Annotated in this window: 17 protein-coding genes and 1 riboswitch; of the genes, 8 read left to right on the forward strand and 9 right to left on the reverse strand. The window is 72.0% G+C overall.

All coding sequences use genetic code 11. The annotated features are described in order from the left end of the window. Positions 1-124: 124 nt before the first annotated feature. The gene (locus AB0E98_RS07135) at positions 125-751 is read left to right on the forward strand and encodes an NADAR family protein (RefSeq protein ID WP_361699497.1); all 627 of its coding nucleotides are present in this window, start codon (positions 125-127) and stop codon (positions 749-751) included. Here the strand turns inward: AB0E98_RS07135 and AB0E98_RS07140 are convergent. Further along, entirely contained in the window at positions 685-1,485 is an 801-nt protein-coding gene (locus tag AB0E98_RS07140; protein ID WP_361699499.1) for a hypothetical protein, read from the reverse strand. The genes AB0E98_RS07135 and AB0E98_RS07140 overlap by 67 nt on opposite strands. Positions 1,486-1,613: 128 nt before the next feature. Between AB0E98_RS07140 and AB0E98_RS07145 the strand changes: the two genes are divergently transcribed. Both AB0E98_RS07145 and AB0E98_RS07150 read left to right on the forward strand, forming a co-directional pair. After that, positions 1,614-2,636 carry an adenosine deaminase gene (locus tag AB0E98_RS07145; protein ID WP_361699501.1) on the forward strand — a complete coding sequence of 341 codons (1,023 nt, stop codon included), beginning with the start codon at positions 1,614-1,616 and terminating at the stop codon, positions 2,634-2,636. Between the two features lie 16 nt (positions 2,637-2,652). Next, entirely contained in the window at positions 2,653-3,375 is a 723-nt protein-coding gene (locus AB0E98_RS07150) for a glycerophosphodiester phosphodiesterase (protein ID WP_361699503.1), read from the forward strand. A 20-nt stretch (positions 3,376-3,395) separates the two neighbouring features. Here AB0E98_RS07150 and AB0E98_RS07155 read toward each other — a convergent pair whose 3' ends face one another. Both AB0E98_RS07155 and AB0E98_RS07160 read right to left on the reverse strand, forming a co-directional pair. Next, on the reverse strand, positions 3,396-4,559 hold the full coding sequence (locus tag AB0E98_RS07155) for a spermidine/putrescine ABC transporter substrate-binding protein (RefSeq protein WP_361700494.1): 1,164 nt from the start codon (positions 4,557-4,559) through the stop codon (positions 3,396-3,398). Between the two features lie 130 nt (positions 4,560-4,689). Then, a complete protein-coding gene (locus AB0E98_RS07160; protein WP_311614054.1) occupies positions 4,690-6,141 on the reverse strand; it encodes a gamma-aminobutyraldehyde dehydrogenase in 1,452 nt (483 codons plus the stop codon). Between the two features lie 166 nt (positions 6,142-6,307). Here AB0E98_RS07160 and AB0E98_RS07165 point away from each other — a divergent pair, with 166 nt between their 5' ends. From AB0E98_RS07165 to AB0E98_RS07185, 5 genes are all read left to right on the forward strand, one after another. Next, positions 6,308-6,811, forward strand: a complete 504-nt coding sequence (locus AB0E98_RS07165; RefSeq protein WP_361699505.1) for an Lrp/AsnC family transcriptional regulator — start codon at positions 6,308-6,310, stop codon at positions 6,809-6,811. Continuing rightward, on the forward strand, positions 6,796-8,175 hold the full coding sequence (locus AB0E98_RS07170; protein WP_361699507.1) for an aspartate aminotransferase family protein: 1,380 nt from the start codon (positions 6,796-6,798) through the stop codon (positions 8,173-8,175). Before AB0E98_RS07165 ends, AB0E98_RS07170 begins: the two co-directional genes overlap by 16 nt. A gap of 284 nt (positions 8,176-8,459) precedes the next feature. Then, positions 8,460-9,197, forward strand: coding sequence for an ATP-binding cassette domain-containing protein (locus tag AB0E98_RS07175; protein ID WP_361699509.1), 738 nt, complete (start codon positions 8,460-8,462; stop codon positions 9,195-9,197). Further along, on the forward strand, positions 9,179-10,390 hold the full coding sequence (locus tag AB0E98_RS07180; RefSeq protein WP_361699511.1) for a hypothetical protein: 1,212 nt from the start codon (positions 9,179-9,181) through the stop codon (positions 10,388-10,390). The genes AB0E98_RS07175 and AB0E98_RS07180 overlap by 19 nt, the downstream gene beginning before the upstream one ends. A gap of 102 nt (positions 10,391-10,492) precedes the next feature. Then, positions 10,493-11,419: a hypothetical protein gene (locus tag AB0E98_RS07185; RefSeq protein WP_361699513.1), complete on the forward strand. Its 927-nt coding sequence runs from the start codon at positions 10,493-10,495 to the stop codon at positions 11,417-11,419. A gap of 140 nt (positions 11,420-11,559) precedes the next feature. Here the strand turns inward: AB0E98_RS07185 and AB0E98_RS07190 are convergent, their stop codons facing one another. The 6 genes from AB0E98_RS07190 to frr form a co-directional block, all read right to left on the reverse strand. Next, complete coding sequence (locus AB0E98_RS07190) at positions 11,560-12,576, reverse strand: ABC transporter ATP-binding protein (protein WP_361699515.1); 1,017 nt, start codon at positions 12,574-12,576, stop codon at positions 11,560-11,562. Further along, entirely contained in the window at positions 12,576-14,189 is a 1,614-nt protein-coding gene (locus AB0E98_RS07195) for an iron ABC transporter permease (protein WP_361700496.1), read from the reverse strand. The genes AB0E98_RS07190 and AB0E98_RS07195 overlap by 1 nt, the downstream gene beginning before the upstream one ends. Positions 14,190-14,323: 134 nt before the next feature. Further along, a complete protein-coding gene (locus AB0E98_RS07200; protein ID WP_361699517.1) occupies positions 14,324-15,415 on the reverse strand; it encodes a thiamine ABC transporter substrate-binding protein in 1,092 nt (363 codons plus the stop codon). Further along, positions 15,411-15,516: riboswitch (TPP riboswitch) on the reverse strand. (Overlaps the previous gene by 5 nt.) A gap of 78 nt (positions 15,517-15,594) precedes the next feature. Next, positions 15,595-16,701, reverse strand: coding sequence for a 23S rRNA (adenine(2503)-C(2))-methyltransferase RlmN (gene rlmN, locus AB0E98_RS07205; RefSeq protein WP_229349131.1), 1,107 nt, complete (start codon positions 16,699-16,701; stop codon positions 15,595-15,597). Between the two features lie 109 nt (positions 16,702-16,810). Then, positions 16,811-17,920: a phosphatidate cytidylyltransferase gene (locus AB0E98_RS07210; protein ID WP_361699519.1), complete on the reverse strand. Its 1,110-nt coding sequence runs from the start codon at positions 17,918-17,920 to the stop codon at positions 16,811-16,813. Continuing rightward, complete coding sequence (frr, locus tag AB0E98_RS07215) at positions 17,920-18,477, reverse strand: ribosome recycling factor (protein ID WP_361699521.1); 558 nt, start codon at positions 18,475-18,477, stop codon at positions 17,920-17,922. Before frr ends, AB0E98_RS07210 begins: the two co-directional genes overlap by 1 nt. Between the last annotated feature and the right edge of the window lie 17 nt (positions 18,478-18,494).

The raw sequence follows: 18,494 nt of genomic DNA on the forward strand, positions 1-18,494 counted from the left end.
CGCCATCATTTAACGGGACGACGGAATCGGTGCGGCCCCTCGGTGGCGCCCCTGCCTCGCGCGGGGCCGTTGTCAGTGGCCGTCGCCACACTGGTGGCGGCATGGAAACGGGGGAGGAAACAACATGATCAAGTCAGGTGCGCGGATCGCCGACGGGCCGCGCTCGGTCGAGGAGCTCACGGCGGTCGTGGCTCGCGGCGAGCGGGTGAAGTACGTGAACTTCTGGGGGCACCGGCCGCGCAGGGACGGCGCCGTGGGGCCCGGCTGCTTCAGCCAGTGGTGGCCGTCGCCGTTCACGGTGGACGGGGCGGTCTACGCGACGGCGGAGCACTGGATGATGGCCGGGAAGGCGCGACTGTTCGGTGACGCCGAGGCCGGGGCCCGGGCGCTCGCGGCGGGCCATCCCAAGCAGGCCAAGGACGCGGGTCGCGCGGTGCGCGGCTTCGACGAGGAGGTGTGGCGCCGCCACCGCTTCGCCCTGGTCGTCGAGGGCAGCGTCCACAAGTTCGGGCAGCATCCGGAGCTGAGGGAGTATCTGCTGGGCACCGGGGACCGGGTGCTGGTGGAGACGAGCCCGCTCGACCGGGTGTGGGGCATCGGCCTGGCCGCCGACGACCAGCGGGCCGGGGATCCGGCCCGCTGGAACGGTCTCAATCTGCTGGGCTTCGCCCTGATGGAGGCGCGTCAGCGGCTGGCGGCGGGCACCAGCGGCCCGGCCGACGACCCGGGGCCCGGCGGCGTGGGCATATAGGCGCCGTAGGTGGCGTCGTCGGGGTTGTCGTCCCCGGCCGGGCCGGTGCTCCCGCGCACCCCCACGGTGATGAAGACGACGAGCATCACGGCCGTCAGCAGCAGCGCCACCCCGCCCAGGATCAGCCCGGTCAGCGCCTGGCCGCCGTTGGTCGCCTCACCGGTGTTGGCCTTGGTCCGGCCGATCGCCCCGAAGACGATCGCCATCACTCCGATGACGACGCCGAAGACGATCGTCCAGCACATCAGCACGCCGATGACGCCCAGCACGAGCGAGGCCACGCCCAGGCCGTTGTTGGGCACCCGCCCCGCGTGCGGCCAGCCCTGGCCGTAGCCCGGGGCGCCCCAGCCGTAGTGGCCGGTGCCGTAGGCGGTCTGCCCGTAGGGGCTCTGGGCGTACGGTCCGGCCGCGCCCGGCACGCCGTAGGGCGCCCCCGGCTGCGGCGGGATGCCCGGCTGCGCGTAGCCGTACGGGCCGGGCGGGTACGCGCCCGGGGTGCCCGGCCCGGTGGGCGCGAGGGGCACGGGCGGCACGGCGCCCGGCTCCGGGGCGACCGGGACGTCCGGGGCCGCGGGCGGCGCTTCGGGGAGTCCGGCCGCCGGTCCGGGGACGGGCGGCGCGGGCGGCACCGGCGGGGCGCCGGGCTTGTCGAGCGGCACACGCCGCTCCGGCGGAGCCCAGGGATCGTCGTCCCGGTGCTCCTGCTGTGCGTACGCGTCGTCCTTCTCGGACATGGCCCTCCCCACTCGATACCCCGTCATGCTAAGGCCTGAGCACAGCGGCGGCGGCATCCGTGCATACGATGATCGGCACGCCGTTGACCCGGACGGACCGAACGACCCGAGCAGCCCCGGAGGCCCGCATGTCCCCACTCGACTCGTTCATCGCAGGGCTCCCCAAAGCGGAGTTGCACGTCCATCACGTGGGTTCGGCCTCCCCGCGCATCGTCGCCGAGCTGGCGGCCCGGCACCCCGACTCCCCCGTGCCCACGGACCCCGAGGCGCTCGCCGACTTCTTCACCTTCCGTGACTTCGCGCACTTCATCCAGGTCTACCTCTCCGTCGTCGACCTGATCCGCGACGCCGAGGACGTCCGGCTGCTGACCTTCGAGGTCGCCCGTGACATGGCCCGGCAGAACATCCGCTACGCCGAGCTGACCGTCACCCCCTACAGCTCCACCAAGCGCGGCATCCCCGACGTCGCCTTCCTGGAGGCCATCGAGGACGCGCGCAAGGCCGCGGAGTCGGAGCTGGGCGTGGTGCTGCGCTGGTGCTTCGACATCCCCGGCGAGGCGGGCCTGGAGGCCGCCGAGGAGACGGCCCGGATCGCCTGCGACCTGGGGGCCGACGGCCTGGTCTCCTTCGGGCTCGGCGGGCCCGAGATCGGGGTACCCCGGCCGCAGTTCAAGCCCTACTTCGACCGGGCGATCGCCGCCGGCCTCCACAGCGTGCCGCACGCCGGCGAGACCACCGGGCCGCAGACCATCTGGGACGCCCTCACCGAGCTGCGCGCCGAGCGCATCGGCCACGGCACCAGCGCCCCGCAGGACCCGAGGCTGCTGGCCCACCTCGCCGAGCACCGCATCCCGCTGGAGGTCTGTCCCACCTCCAACCTGGCCACCCGCGCGGTGACCGACCTGGAGCTGCACCCCATCAAGGAGATGGTCGCGGCCGGTGTGCTGGTGACCGTCAACAGCGACGACCCGCCCATGTTCGGCACGGACCTCAACACCGAGTACGCGGTCGCGGCCCGGCTGCTGGACCTGGACGCCCGGGGCGTGGCGGGGCTCGCCAGGAACGCCGTGGAGGCGTCGTTCATGGACCCGGCGGGCAAGGCCGCGCTGACCGCCGAGATCGAGGCGTACACCGTCGCCTGGCGGGGCTGACGTCACAATGAGGCCCATGGTCTCCACGGACTCCGCCGCCCCGCGCACCCCGGCCACCTGCGTCGCCGTCGCCCACCGCGGCGACCCGTACGTCCACCGCGAGAACACCCTGCCCTCGATCCGCTCCGCGCTGGGGGCGGGCGCGGCCGCGGTGGAGATCGACGTCCGGCTGACCGCCGACGGGGTGCCCGTCCTGCTGCACGACGCGACGCTGGGGCGGCTGTGGGGCCACGAGCGGGCCCTCGCCGCGCTGTCGGCGGCCGAGCTGCGGGGGCTGACCGGGGGCGGGGTGCCGACGTTCGCCGAGGCGCTCGACGGAGTCGCGCGGGACCACGGGGCGCGGCTGTTCGTCGACCTGCCGGACCCGTCGGCCGCGGGCGCGGCCGTCGCCGAGGTCCGGTCCGCCGGCGCCCGGGACCGGGTCTACTACTGCGGCTCCCCCACCGCCATGCTCGCCGTCCGGCGGGCGGACGCGGACGCCGAGATCGCGCTGACGTGGACCACGCTCGCTCCGCCCCGCGCGGTGCTGCTCGCCGAGGTGCGCCCGCGCTGGCTCAACTACCGCTTCGGGCTGGTGAGCGAGGAGCTCGTCGCCCGCGACCACGCCGCGGGCTTCCTCGTCTCGGCCTGGACCGCCGACACCCGGTGGACCATGCGCCGGCTGCTGCGCGCGGGCGTGGACTCGATCACCACCAACCGCGTGGGCACCCTGCGCTCGCTGCTCCCGCCCCGGGGCTGAGGCTCAGAGGGGACTGAGGCTCACAGCCCGACGATCTCGTTCCACTCCTTGGTGAAGGCGGGACGCTCCTTGGGCGTCATGTCGCGGGCGGTCGAGAGCCGCCCGCGCATGTCCTCGGTGGGGAAGACCAGCGGGTTCTCGGCGAGCTCGGCGAGCTCCTTCTCCTTGGAGGAGGCGAGGACCTCGCGCGCGGCCGGCACCGGGCAGACGTAGTTGACCGCCACGGCCAGCCGGGCCGCGACCTCGGGCCGGTAGTAGTAGTCGATCAGCCGTTCCGCGTTGCGCTTGTGGGCGGCGAGGTTGGGGATCATCAGGCTCTCGGCCCACAGCTCGGCGCCCTCCTGCGGGACGACGAACTCGATGTCGGGGTTGTCGGCCCGGAGCTGGATGATGTCGCCGGAGTAGGCCTGGCAGGCCAGGACGTCCCCGGAGGAGAGGTCCTTGATGTAGTCGTTGCCGGTGAAGCGGCGGATGTGGCGCTTGCGGACCAGGGTGCGGAGCTGGTCCGTCATCCGGTGGAAGTCGTCGGCGGTCCAGCGGGTGACGTCGGCGCCGTTGCCCAGCATCAGCAGGGCGAACGCCTCGTCCATGCCGGCGAGCAGGGTGACCTTGCCGCGCAGGTCGTCGGCCCACAGGTCGGAGGTGTGGCGGATCTCGCGGCCGAGCTTCTTGCGGTTGTAGGCGATGCCGGTGATCCCGGACTGCCAGGGGACGGTGTGCAGCCGGCCGGGGTCGAAGGACGGCTTGCGCAGCAGCGGGTCGAGCTCGCGGGCGACGTGGGGCTGGGACGCCCGGTCCATCGTCTGGACCCAGCCCAGGCGGACGTAGCGGGAGGCCATCCAGTCGCTGACGACGATGATGTCCCGGCCGGTCCGCTGGTGGTTCATCAGAGCCGGGCTGATCTTGCCGAAGAACTCGTCGTTGTCGTTGATCTCCTCGGTGTACTTCACCGAGATGCCGGTGCTCTTCTCGAAGTCGTCGAGGGTGGGCCGCCGCTCCGGGTGCTTCTCGTCGGTGTCGATGTAGAGCGGCCAGTTGGCGAAGGCGAGCCGGTGGTCGCGCTCGGAGCGGTCCGGGGCGGACCGGTCGCCCGGGGCGACGTACGCGGCGGGGACCCCGCATCCGGCGAGCGCTGCGGCCCCGGCGCCGGCGCCCAGCGCGCGCAGCAGGGTACGGCGGGACAGGGGCTTCACGGGCGTCTCGCATTCGGGGACGTGCGGGGCGGGTGGGGGGCCGGTCGGCCGGGCGTCGATGATACGCGCACACGCGTACGGAACGTACGCGTGTGCGCGACCCCGCTCCCGCGGGCGGGCTCTAGCCCAGCGACGTCATGACGTGCTTGATGCGGGTGTAGTCCTCGAAGCCGTAGGAGGAGAGGTCCTTGCCGTAGCCGGACTTCTTGAAGCCGCCGTGGGGCATCTCGGCGACCAGCGGGATGTGGGTGTTGATCCACACGCAGCCGAAGTCGAGGGCCTTGGACATGCGCATCGCCCGGCCGTGGTCCTTGGTCCACACCGAGGAGGCCAGGGCGTACTCGACGCCGTTGGCGTAGGCGACGGCCTGCTCCTCGTCCGTGAAGGACTGGACGGTGATCACGGGGCCGAAGACCTCGTGCTGGATGATCTCGTCGTCCTGCTTGAGGCCGGAGACGACGGTCGGGGCGTAGAAGTAGCCCTTCTCGCCGACCCGGTGGCCGCCGGCCTCGACCTTGGCGTGGGCGGGGAGCCGCTCGATGAAGCCGGTCACCTGCTTGAGCTGGTTGGCGTTGTTGAGCGGGCCGTAGAGGACGTCCTCGTCGTCCGGCTGCCCGGTCTTGGTGTCGGCGGCGGCCTTGGCGAGGGCGGTGACGAACTCGTCGTGGACGGACTCGTGGACGAGCACACGGGTGGCGGCCGTACAGTCCTGGCCGGCGTTGAAGTAGCCGGCGACGGCGATGTCCTCGACGGCCTTGGCGATGTCGGCGTCCTCGAAGACGACGACCGGGGCCTTGCCGCCGAGCTCCAGGTGGACGCGCTTGAGGTCCTTGGAGGCGGACTCGGCGACGGACATGCCGGCCCGTACGGAGCCGGTGATGGAGGCCATGGCGGGCACCTTGTGCTCGACCATCAGCCGGCCGGTGTCACGGTCGCCGCAGATGACGTTGAAGACGCCCTTGGGGTGGCCCAGCTCCTCCAGCACCCCGCCGATGATCTCAGCCATCAGGACGGTGGAGGCGGGGGTGGTGTCCGAGGGCTTGAGGACGACGGTGTTGCCCGCGGCGAGCGCCGGGGCGAACTTCCACACGGCCATCATCATCGGGTAGTTCCACGGCGCGACCTGCGCGCAGACGCCGATGGGCTCACGGCGGATGATGGAGGTCATCCCCTCCATGTACTCACCGGCGGAGCGGCCCTCCAGCATCCGGGCGGCGCCCGCGAAGAACCGGATCTGGTCGACCATCGGGGGGAGCTCTTCGCTGCGGGTGAGCCCGAGCGGCTTGCCCGTGTTCTCCGACTCGGCGGCGATCAGCTCCTCGGCGCGCGCCTCGAAGGCGTCGGCGATCTTGAGGAGGACCTTCTGGCGCTCGCCGGGCACGAGGTCGCGCCAGGCGGGGAAGGCCGCCTCGGCGGCGGCCATGGCGGCGTCCACGTCGGCCGCACCGGACAGCGGGGCGGTGGCGTACGCCTCCCCCGTGGCCGGATTGATGACCTCGGTGGTCCGCCCGTCGGCGGCGTCGCGGAACTCGCCGGCGATGTAGTTGCGCAGGCGGCGCAGCTCGGTGGTCACGATGTGCCACCCCTTCTGTCGGATGTCCGATCGGTGAGACGCCCAGCCTAGTCACTGAGGTGACGCTTTCGGCAGACCCGTCAGACATGAACAACGGAATCAGTGTTTCCATGACCTCTCGACAACGGATTTCATCGCACAGGGGTTGTCACACCACCGAGTCCTCATGCACAGTGGGGATGTGGCCACTCGTAACCCCCAAGCGAAGAACCTGACCAGCGCACAGCCGGTCGACGCCGTCTCCCTGGCGATCATCGAGCAGCTCCAGGAGGACGGGCGCCGCCCCTACGCGGCGATCGGCAAGGCGGTGGGACTGTCCGAGGCGGCGGTCCGCCAGCGTGTGCAGAAGCTGCTCGACCAGGGTGTGATGCAGATCGTCGCCGTCACCGACCCGCTCACCGTGGGTCTCCGGCGCCAGGCCATGATCGGCATCAATGTCGAGGGGGACCTCGACCCGGTCGCGGACGCCCTGACCGCGATGGACGAAGTGGAGTACGTGGTCGTGACCGCGGGCTCCTTCGATCTCCTCATCGAGATCGTCTGCGAGGACGACGATCATCTCCTCGAAACGATCAACAAGCGGGTCCGGACGCTGCCCGGGGTCCGCTCCACGGAGAGCTTCGTCTACCTCAAGCTCCGCAAGCAGACCTACACATGGGGAACCCGATAGCCGTGAGCAAGGACCTCAGCAGGACGGCGTACGACCACCTGTGGATGCACTTCACCCGCATGTCGTCGTACGAGAACGCCCCCGTGCCCACCATCGTGCGCGGCGAGGGCACCTACATCTACGACGACAAGGGCAAGCGCTACCTCGACGGTCTCGCCGGCCTGTTCACGGTCCAGGCCGGCCACGGCCGCGTCGAGCTCGCCGAGGCGGCGAGCAAGCAGGCGCAGGAGCTGGCCTACTTCCCGGTGTGGAGCTACGCCCACCCCAAGGCCGTCGAGCTGGCCGAGCGGCTGGCGCACCACGCCCCCGGGGACCTCAACAAGGTCTTCTTCACCACCGGCGGCGGCGAGGCCGTGGAGACCGCCTGGAAGCTGGCGAAGCAGTACCACAAGCTCACCGGCAACCACGCCAAGTACAAGGTGATATCCCGGAACGTCGCCTACCACGGCACCCCGCAGGGCGCCCTGGCCATCACCGGGCTGCCCGCCCTGAAGGCGCCCTTCGAGCCCCTGGTGCCCGGCGCGCACAAGGTGCCCAACACCAACATCTACCGGGCCCCCGTCCACGGCGACGACCCGGAGGCCTTCGGCCGCTGGGCCGCCGACCAGATCGAGCAGCAGATCCTCTTCGAGGGCCCGGACACCGTCGCCGCCGTCTTCCTGGAGCCCGTGCAGAACGCGGGCGGCTGCTTCCCGCCCCCGCCCGGCTACTTCCGGCGGGTCCGCGAGATCTGCGACCAGTACGACGTGCTGCTCGTCTCCGACGAGGTCATCTGCTCCTTCGGCCGGCTGGGCACCATGTTCGGCTGCGAGAAGTTCGGCTATGTGCCGGACATCATCACCTGCGCCAAGGGCATGACGTCGGGCTACTCCCCCATCGGGGCGGCGATCGTCTCCGACCGGATCGCGGAACCGTTCTTCAAGGGTTCCAACACCTTCCTCCACGGCTACACCTTCGGCGGCCACCCGGTCTCCGCGGCCGTGGCGCTCGCCAACCTCGACATCTTCGAGCGCGAGGGCCTCAACCAGCACGTGCTGGACCACGAGGCCGCCTTCCACGCGACCCTCTCGACCCTCCACGACCTGCCGATCGTCGGCGACGTGCGCGGCAACGGCTTCTTCTACGGCATCGAGCTGGTGAAGGACAAGGCCACCAAGGAGACCTTCAGCGGCGAGGAGTGCGAGCGCCTGCTGTACGGCTTCGTGTCCAAGAAGCTGTTCGAGAACGGCCTGTACTGCCGGGCCGACGACCGCGGCGACCCGGTCGTCCAGCTGGCGCCGCCGCTGATCTCCGACCAGTCGACGTTCGACGAGATCGAGCAGATCCTGCGGGGCGTCCTCACGGAGGCCTGGACGAAGATCTGACCGAATCCCACCCCCCGTCACGGCCCACGTCGGCGCGCCCCTCCCGCGCCGACGTGGGCCGCGGCACGCGCGCGTGGCCGACGGCGCGCCACCCGCGCGTTAACCGTGATGCAGCCGCGCAAACCTCGGCACATGAGCCCGATGGGAGGAAAGTGAGGCACTAAAGCGTCGAGCCTGGACGGAGGCTAGGATCCCGGTTCCGTACGGTGCCAGTGACCCAATGGCCTCCGGTTCGTTCACCCGGACAGGGGAACGAACCCTCTCAGCGACCCGAGGTGCTCGATATGGTGGCCCCGCCGGACAACGACGTGCTCTGGGCACGCGGCCTGCACTACTCCTACAGCGGTTCCCCCGCCCTCGCCGGGGTGTCCATCGGGGTCCGGGAGGGCGAGATCCTCGCCGTGACCGGACCACGCGGCTCCGGCAAGACCACGCTCCTCAAATGCCTGTCGGGCCAGCTCCTGGCCGACCCCGGCGAGGTGTGGTTCAACAGCGCCCCCGTGCACACCCTCTCCCGCTCCGCCCGCGAGCGGCTGCGCCGCGACCGCTTCGGCTGGATCGACAGCGAACCGCACCTGGTCCCCGAGCTGACTGGCTGGGAGAACGCCGCCCTGCCCCTGCTGGTGCGCGGCACCGGCCACAAGACCGCCAAGCAGACCGCCACCGAGTGGCTCGAACGGCTCGACGTGGGCGACTGCGCCCGCAAACGCCCCCAGGCGCTCACCCAGGCCCAGCGCCAGCGCGTCGCCATCGCCCGCGCCCTGGCCGCCGAACCCACCGTGGTCTTCGCCGACGAGCCGACCGCCCCGCTGCACGCCGCCGACCGCGCCCAGGTGCTGCGCACGCTCACCACGGCCGCCCGCTCCCACCAGATCACCGTCGTCCTGGCCACCCTCGACGATGAGAGCGCGGCCCTCGCCGACCGCACCGTCGCCCTCGTCGACGGCCGCCGGGGCGGCGCGATCCCGGCACCCGAGGCGACCGATGGGGAGGGCAGGGCCGCGTGCTCAGTCTCCGCCTAGCGCGCGGCGCCCACCCGCTCGTCCTCCTGCGGCGGTTGCTGGTCGCCGTCGCCTCCTCCGGCGCCGGTTTCCTGCTGCTGTGCTCCCTGGGCTACGCGGTGGCCCACCCGAACGCCACGGAACAGTCGCTGGTGCGGCTGCTGTGGTGCGCCGTGCCCGTGGCCGCCGTCACCCAGTTCGCCGTCACCGTGGCCCGCAGCGACCCGGCGACCCGCCCCCGCGACGGACTCGACGCCATCGGCTTCGGCCCCGTCCGCCTCTCCCTCCTCGCCGCCACCTCGACGGCCCTGTCCTGCGGCCTCGGCAGCGCCGCCGCCCTGCTGGTCTACCTCGAACTCCGCGGCGACCTCGGCGGCACCCCCCTGAGCGGCGCCGCCTCCGGACTGCTCGACGGGGACGCCGCCCTGCCCTGGGCCGCGACGCTCACGCTGCTCGGGCTGCTCCCCGCGCTGGCGGCGGGCGCGTGCGCCATCGCACTGCGCCCGCGCAAGGAGCGTGCCGGAGGCGCGCCCAGGACCGCCTCCACGGCCTCGGCACCCGCCCCCGCCAAGGACGACCGCCGCGGCCACGCGGGCCTCCCGTGGGGCGTGGCGACCATCGCCTGCGGCCTCGCCCTGGAGGCGTACGTGGGGCACGCCCCGGCCCCCGCGCCGGACAGCCTGCTGACCCTGCCGGGTCAGGACGGCGGCACCTCCCCGGGGCTGATGGGCGGCTGGCTGCTCGCCTCCCTCGGCCTGGTGCTGGCCGGCCCCGGCCTCGCCCACTGGAGCGGCACCCTGCTCTCGGCCGGGCGGCCCGGCCCGGTGCGGCTGCTCGCCGGCCGCATACTCCAGGACACGGCGAACCGGCTCGGGCGGCCCCTCGGGGTGCTGTGCGCGGTGGCCGCGGCCACGCTCGCGGCCGTCGAACTGTACGGCGCGGCCTGGGAACGGTCGGGCCCCCGCCCGTTCGGGCCGCTCACGGGGCTGGGCGCGGCCGTGGTGATGGCCTGTGTGACGGCCACCGCCATCACCGCCGCCATCGACACCCGGCACTCCCGCGCCGAGACCACAGCGGCGCTGCTGCGGCTGGGCATCCCCGCCTCCCTGCTGCGCGGTGCGGCGGCCGTCCGCACGGGCGTCCTGCTGATCGTGCTCGCGCCGCTCACCTGGGTCATCGCCGAACTGACGGCACTGCCGCTCACCCGGTCTTGACCAGTTCTTGACCGAAGGCAACTCCGGCGCCGAAATCCACGTCTGCTCAGAAGTACGTCTGCTTTCTGAGCACGACGGCTTTTCAGGCGAACGGAGCTACTGGTGATCATCGGCCTTGTCACGGCTGTCGCGGCCTCGGTGTGTTACGGCACGGGATCGGTCCTTCAGGCCGTGGGGTCCCGGAAATCGGCCCGGCAGGAGGCCGCGACGGCGTCCTCCACGGCCACCACCCAGCACGGCGGGCCCAGCCTGGCCTCCACCGCGAAGGCTGCGGTGACCTGGGAGTTCATGGTCGGTACGGTCCTGGACTTCATAGGCTTCGCCCTCGGCGCCCTCGCCGCCCGGATGCTGCCGCTGTTCCTCTCCCAGACCGTCATCAGCGCCAACCTGATCGTCACCGCCCTGCTGAGCATCAAGCTGCTCGGCATCAGGCTCAACCGCCGGGAGTGGACGTCGATCGGCGTGGTCTGCTCCGCCCTGATACTGCTGGCGACCGCCGCCGGCCACGAGGGCAACGGCGACGCCGCGCGCTCCACCCACTGGTGGCTGCTCATCATCTCGGTCGTCCTGATGGGCGGCGGCTGGATCGCCGTCCACTTCCTCGGCTCCCGGGCCGCGATCCTCGCCGGCCTGCTCTCCGGCCTCGGCTTCGGCGCGATCGGCGTGGGCGTCCGCATCCTCGACGGCATCGACCCCTTCGACCTGCCCACCATGCTCGCCGACCCGGCCCTCTACGCCATCCTCATCTCCGGCTCCGTCGGCATGTACCTCCACACCGTCGCCCTCCAGATCGGCTCCGTCAACGGCGCCACGGCGGCCCTCGTCGTAGGCGAGACGGTCCTGCCGGGCATCATCGGCGTCCTGTGGCTGGGCGACACGTCCCGCGCGGGCTTCGCGTGGATGGCCATCCTCGGCTTCCTGCTGGCCGTGGCGGGCGCGGTGGCGGTGGCGTGGTTCGGCGAACCCGACAGCCATTCGGCGGCGCCGCAGGCGGCGGAGAAGGAACCGCAGCCCACAGCAGCGGGCTAGCAAAACGCCGGACGGGCTGGATGTATCCAGCCCGTCCGGCGTTTGAGGACGACGCGCGCCAGCGCGGACAAGGGGGGCCGGGGGCGCAGCCCCCGGTCACGGGAAGGTGGGGGCACCTCCCAGCGGTAGCTGGGGGAGGGTCAGGGGAGAACCACGACTTCGTCCGCCACGAAGACGGCACCCACCCTGTCGCCCGCCTCTGGCGCCCCGCCGAGCGGGCACGCCGCCTCGAACTCGGGACCGTCGGCCGGCCGCAGCCGCACCACCACGTGGTCACCGCGGAAGGTCCGCGCGGTCACCCCGCACTCCAAGCCCTCGGCCACGGACACCAGCCGCACTCCCGCCGGCCGCACCAGTACCCGGCACTCCCCCTGCGCCGAGCCCGGCGGCACCGGCACCCCGCCCCACACGGTGTCCGCCGACTCCCCCCGCACCATCCCCGGAACGACGTTGTCGAAGCCCAGGAAGCGGGCCACGAACTCGGACGCCGGCCGCCGCCACACCTCCAGCGGGGTGCCGGCCTGGGCGATCCGCCCGTCGCGCATCACCACCACCCGGTCGGCGAGCGCGAACGCCTCGCCCTGGTCGTGGGTGACGGCCAGCACGGTCGTCCCCAGCCGCCCGAACAGCCCGCGCAGCTCCACCACGAGCCGCTCGCGCAGGCCCCGGTCGAGCTGCCCGAGCGGCTCGTCGAGCATCAGCAGCCGGGGTTGCGGCGCCAGAGCCCGCGCCAGCGCGACGCGCTGCTGCTCGCCGCCCGACAGCGCCCCCACGGCCCGTTTCTGCGCGCCCGGCAGCCCCACCAGGTCGAGCAGCTCGGCCACCCGCCGCTCGGACTCGGCGCGCCCGGTCCCCCGTACGCGCAGCCCGAAGGCGACGTTCCCGGCGACGTCCCGCTGGGGGAAGAGCTGGTGGTCCTGGAACATCAGGCCCACCCCGCGCCGGTGCGGGGGCACCCCACTCTGGTCGCGCCCGCCGAGCAGCACCCGCCCGGCGTCGGCCGGCTGGAGGCCGGCCACCACGCGCAGCAGCGTCGACTTGCCGCTGCCGCTGGGGCCGAGCACACACACGGTCTCGTGGTCGGCGACGTCGAGGTCCACCGCGTCCAGCACCGCGCGCTCGCCGAAGCGGACGGTCACGCCTTCGAGGCGAAGCATCAGAACTCTCCCGTACGGTCGGTGCGCACACGCTCCAGCACCAGCAGCGCCGCCGCGCACACCAGCATGAGGATCGTGCTGAGGGCCATCGCCTGCCCGTAGTTGAGCTCGCCGGGGCGGCCCAGCAGCCGGGCCACGGCCACCGGCAGGGTGGGGTTGTCGGGGCGGGCGATGAAGACGGTGGCGCCGAACTCGCCCAGCGACACCGCGAACGCGAAGCCCGCCGCGATGCCCAGGGCCCGGCCCACCAACGGCAGGTCCACCTCCCGCCAGGCCCGCAGCGGGGACGCGCCGAGCACCGCCGCCGCCTCGCGCAGCCGGGTGTCCACCGCGCGCAGCACGGGCAGCACGGTGCGGACGACGAAGGGCACGCCCACCAGCGCCTGGGCCAGCGGCACCAGGATCCAGGAGGTGCGCAGGTCCAGCGGCGGCTCGTCCAAGGCGATCAGGAAGCCGAAACCGACGGTCACGGCGGAGGTGCCCAGCGGCAGCATCAGCAGCGCGTCGAAGCCACGAACCAGCCTGCCTTCGCGCCGGGTGAGGGCCGCGGCCGCGAGGCCGCCGACGACGACCGCGATGGCGGTGGCGGCGAGCGCGTACGTGAGCGAGTTGCCGATGGTGTCGAGCGCGGCGACGGTGAACGTGCCGCCGCCCGCGCCCGCCGAGGCGAGGGCGCGGTAGGAGGCGAGGCCGTAGCCGTCGGGGCCTTCGAAGGAGCGCAGGACGAGCACGGCGAGCGGCAGGATCACCAGCAGCGCGATGCCGGCGAGGACGGACGCCAGCAGCGCCCACTGGCCGGCGCCGCGCGGGCGGCGGGCGGTGCGGGAGGCGTCCACCAGCCGCAGCGTCGCCTCGCGGCGCCGTACGGTCCGGGCGTGCACGGCGAGCAGCGCGGCCACGACCACGAACTGGAGCAGGGTCAGGACGGCGGCCGTGGGCAGGTCGAGGAGCTGCGCGGTCTGCTGGTAGATCTCCACCTCCAGCGTGGCGTAGCGGGGTCCGCCGAGGATCTGGACGACGCCGAAGGAGGTGAAGGTGAAGAGGAAGACCATGAGGGCGGCGGCGGCCACGGCGGGGCCGAGCGCGGGCAGGGTCACCCGGCGCCAGGCGGCGAACCGTCCCGCGCCGAGGACGCGCGCCGCCTCCTCCTGGCGGGGGTCGAGCTGGGCCCACAGCCCGCCGACGGTCCGGACGACCACGGCGTAGTTGAAGAAGACGTGGGCGAGGAGGATCGCCCAGACCGTGGTGTCCAGGCGGACGCCCCACAGCTCGTCCAGCAGCCCGCCCCGGCCCACGAGCGCCAGGAACGCCGAGCCGGCGACGACGGTCGGCAGCACGAACGGGACCGTGACGACGGCTCTGAGCAGCCGTTTGCCGGGGAAGTCCAGGCGCGCGAAGACGTAGGCGCCGGGCAGGGCCAGCAGGAGGGTGAGGGCGGTGGAGGCAGCCGCCTGCCAGAGCGTGAACCACAGGACGTCGCGGATGCCCGGGTCGGTGAGCACCTCGCCCACGCGGGCGAACTGCCACCGGCCGCCGTCCGTGAGGCCGCGGGTGACGATCGAGGCGACGGGGTAGGCGAAGAAGACGCCGAAGAAGGCGAGCGGCACGGCCATCAGGCCGAGCCGCGTCGCCGTCCGGCGGGCGCCCGCCCCCTTGGGAGCGGCGGGCGGTCCGGCGGGCGCGCAGGTCGCTTCGGGACGTGCCACTTCGGAAGGCGTCACTTCGGGAGGCGTCACTTCAGGGCGTGTCACTTCAGGACGAGCGAGGACCATTCCTTGACCCAGTGGTCGCGGTTCTTGGCGATCTTCTCCGGGGCGAGGGTCTGCGGGTCGGGGACCTGCGCACCGTACCGGGTGAAGATCTCGGGCAGCTTGGCGTCCCGGACGACCGGCTTGACGTACATCTGGAGGGGCATGTCCTCCTGGAACGTCCTGCTCAGCATGAAGTCGATCAGGGCCTTGCCGCCCTCGGTGTTCTTCGCGCCCTTGAGGAGGCCGGTGAACTCGGTCTGCCGGAAGCAGGTGCCGGTCGCGACGCCGGTCGGGCCCTCCTTGGGCAGCGGGTTCGCGCCCGCGACCTCGGCGGGCGGGCTGGAGGCGTAGGAGACGGCGAGGGGCTTGTCGCCCTTGGCCTTCCTGCCGCCGGCGGAGCCGGAGAAGCGCTCGTTGTAGGCCTGCTCCCAGCCGTCGACGACCTCGACGCCATTGGCCTTCAGCTTGGTCCAGTAGTCCTTCCAGCCGTTGTCGCCGTACTTGGCGACGGTCGCGAGCTGGAAGGCCAGGCCGGGCGAGGAGGTGGCGGCGTTCTCGGTGACCAGGAGGTTCTTGTACTCCGGCTTGATCAGGTCGTCGAACGTCTTCGGCGGGTCCAGTTTGTGGTCGGCGAAGTACGCGCGGTCGTAGTTGACGCAGATCTCGCCGGTGTCGACGGGCGTGACGCGGTGCTCGGCGGCGTCGGCCTGGAACTCCTTGGGCACCCCGGCCAGGCCCTTGGCCTCGTAGGGGGTGAAGAGGCCGTTGTCGAGGGCCCGGGAGAGCAGGGTGTTGTCGACGCCGAAGAAGACGTCGCCCTGCGGGTGGCTCTTGGAGAGGATCGCCTGGTTGACGGCCTGGCCGGCGTCGCCGCCCTTGACGACCTTGACCTTGTAGCCGGTCTGCTTGGTGAATTCCTGGAGCACGGAGTCCGAGGCGACGAACGAGTCGTGCGAGACGAGGGTGACGGTCTTGCCGCCCGACGCCTCACCGCTCTTGTCGCCGGAGCCGCCACAGGCGGCGAGCGCGGGAAGGCCGAGGGTGGCGACGGCCGTCGCCACGACGGCACGCCGAAGACTGGTGTTCATGGTGGTGCTGACTCCCTACGCCGGTACTAACCGGATCAGGTCCGAGGGTCTGCGGGCCGTGCCGCACTCTCAGCGCCCTGGGCGCTCCCCTGTCGGATTGTTCATTTGTGCGAAAGGCACCGTATCAGTGCCGTGTCAGAGACGTGCGGCGACGCCCGGGGGCGCCGCCCCACCGCCGCTCAGCGCTCGGTGGCGGCCAGCTGGCCGCAGGCGCCGTCGATCTCCTGGCCGCGGGTGTCCCGTACGGTCACGGGCACACCGTGCGCGGCGATGGCCTCGACGAAGGCCCGCTCGTCCTCCGGGCGGGACGCCGTCCACTTGGACCCGGGGGTGGGATTGAGCGGGATCAGGTTGACGTGCACCCGCTTGCCCTTGAGGAGCCGGCCGAGCAGGTCGCCCCGCCAGGCCTGGTCGTTGATGTCGCGGATCAGGGCGTACTCGATGGAGATCCGGCGGCCGGACTTCTCCGCGTACTCCCAGGCGGCGTCCAGGACCTCGCGGACCTTCCAGCGGGTGTTGACCGGCACCAGGGTGTCGCGCAGCTCGTCGTCGGGCGCGTGCAGCGAGACCGCGAGACGGCACTTGAAGCCCTCGTCGGCGAACCGGTGCATGGCCGGGACCAGGCCGACCGTGGAGACGGTGATCCCGCGCTGGGACAGGCCCAGGCCGTCCGGCTCCGGGTCGGTCAGCCGGCGGATGGCGCCGACGACGCGCTTGTAGTTGGCCAGCGGCTCGCCCATGCCCATGAAGACGATGTTGGACAGCCGCGCCGGGCCGCCGGGCACCTCGCCGTCGCGCAGGGCGCGCATGCCGTCGACGATCTGGTGGACGATCTCGGCGGTGGACAGATTGCGGTCCAGCCCGGCCTGGCCGGTGGCGCAGAACGGGCAGTTCATGCCGCAGCCCGCCTGGGAGCTGATGCACATGGTGACCCGGTCCGGGTAGCGCATCAGGACGGACTCGACGAGCTTGCCGTCGTGCAGCCGCCAGAGGGTCTTGCGGGTGGTGTCGTCGTCGCACGAGATGTGCCGCACCACGCTCATCAGGTCCGGCAGCAGCTCACCGGCGAGCTTCTCGCGGGCCGCCGCCGGGATGTCCGTCCACTGCGCCGGGTCGTGGGCGTAGCGGGCGAAGTAGTGCTGGGACAGCTGCTTGGCGCGGAACGGCTTCTCGCCGATCGCGGCGACGGCCTCGCGGCGCTCGGCGGGGCTGAGGTCGGCGAGGTGCCGCGGGGGCAGCTTGGCTCCGCGGGGGGCGACGAAAGTGAGTTCTCCAGGTGCAGGCATGGTCCCACCAGTGTCGCAGACATACGGAGGGGGCCCGCCGTCCTGTGGACGACGGACCCCTCACGTATCGAACACCTACCGAAAACCCCAGGTCAGGAGCGGTCGGGTACTAGGAGCCGACAAAGGCCACCATCAGCAGCCACACCACCGGCGCGGTCGGCAGCAGCGAGTCCAGCCGGTCCATGATCCCGCCGTGGCCGGGGAGCAGGGCACCCATGTCCTTGATCCCCAGATCCCGCTTGATCATGGATTCGCCGAGGTCGCCGAGCGTGGCGCTGACCGCCACGGCGAGGCCCAGCAGCAGGCCCTGCCACCACACGCCGTCGACGATCAGCAGCTGCATGCACAGCGCGCCCGCCACCATCGCGAACAGCACCGCGCCGAGCAGGCCCTCACGGGTCTTGCCGGGGCTGATGCGCGGCGCGAGCTTGTGCCTGCCGAACCGCCAGCCCACCGCGTACGCCCCGGTGTCGCTGACGACCGTCAGGATCAGGAACGTCAGCACCCGCCAGGCGCCGTCCTCCGCGGCCAGCATCAGCGCCACGAAGGTGGCGAGGAAGGGCACGTAGAACGCCGCGAAGATGCCGGCCGTGACGTCCTTGAGGTAGTCGTCCGGCGCCTCCGTCATCCGCCAGACGAGCACGGCGAGCGCGGTGAAGGCCATGGCCACCCACGCGCCCTCGGCGCCGTTGACATAGCCGGCGACGATCATCGCGGCCCCGCCGATGGCCAGCGGCACCAAGGGGGCCTTGATGTTCTTCCGCTCGGCGAGCCGGGAGGTCAGCTCCCACAGCCCGACCACCACGGCGATCACGATCACGCCGAGGAAGACGGGCTTGTAGACGAACAGGGAGGCGAGGATCACCGCGCCGAGGCCGACCCCCACCCCTATCGCGGCACGCAGATCACGCCCCGCGCTCTTCTTCGCCGGAGGCCCCTGTGGGGCGGCGGGCTCCTGCGGCCGGATGTCGGGCTCCTGTTCATCACGGAACAGGGGGCCACCGATGTGGGCGGCCCCCTGGTCACGGTCGGTTCCGTCGTCCTGGTATCCGCCTGATCCGGGCACAATGGGCATGGGCCGAGTCTGCGCCGCGTCGCCCGCGACGTGCAGAGGACCCGCCGATGGGGGCACCTCCCGGCCGTAGCCGGGGGCGGTTCCCTGGCCGGTGGCTCCCCAGTGGCCGGCGCGCGGCGGGGCTCCCCAGGATGCGTCGTTCATCAGACCTCGAGCAGCTCGGATTCCTTGTGCTTGAGCAGCTCGTCCACCTGCGCGACATACTTCGCGGTGGTGTCGTCGAGCTCCTTCTCCGCGCGGCGCACGTCGTCCTCGCCGGTCTCCTTGTCCTTGACCAGCTTGTCAAGAAGGTCCTTGGCCTTGCGGCGGACGGAGCGGATCGAGACCTTGGCGTCCTCGGCCTTGGTCTTGGCGACCTTGACGTACTCGCGGCGGCGCTGCTCGGTGAGCTCGGGGAACGTCACCCGGATGATGTTGCCGTCGTTGCTCGGGTTGACGCCCAGGTCCGAGTCGCGGATGGCCTGCTCGATGTTGCGCAGCGCGCTCTTGTCGAACGGGGTGACCACGGCCATGCGCGGCTCGGGCACCGAGAACGACGCCAGCTGATTGATGGGCGTCAGCGCGCCGTAGTAGTCAGCCACGATCTTGTTGAACATCGCCGGGTGCGCACGCCCGGTGCGAATCGCCGCGAAGTCCTCCTTGGCGACCACAACGGCCTTCTCCATCTTCTCCTCGGCCTCGAGGAGGATCTCTTCGATCACCACTTGCTCCTGGTGTT

The organism is Streptomyces sp. NPDC037389, assembly GCF_040636475.1.
GTDB lineage: Bacteria > Actinomycetota > Actinomycetes > Streptomycetales > Streptomycetaceae > Streptomyces > Streptomyces hesseae.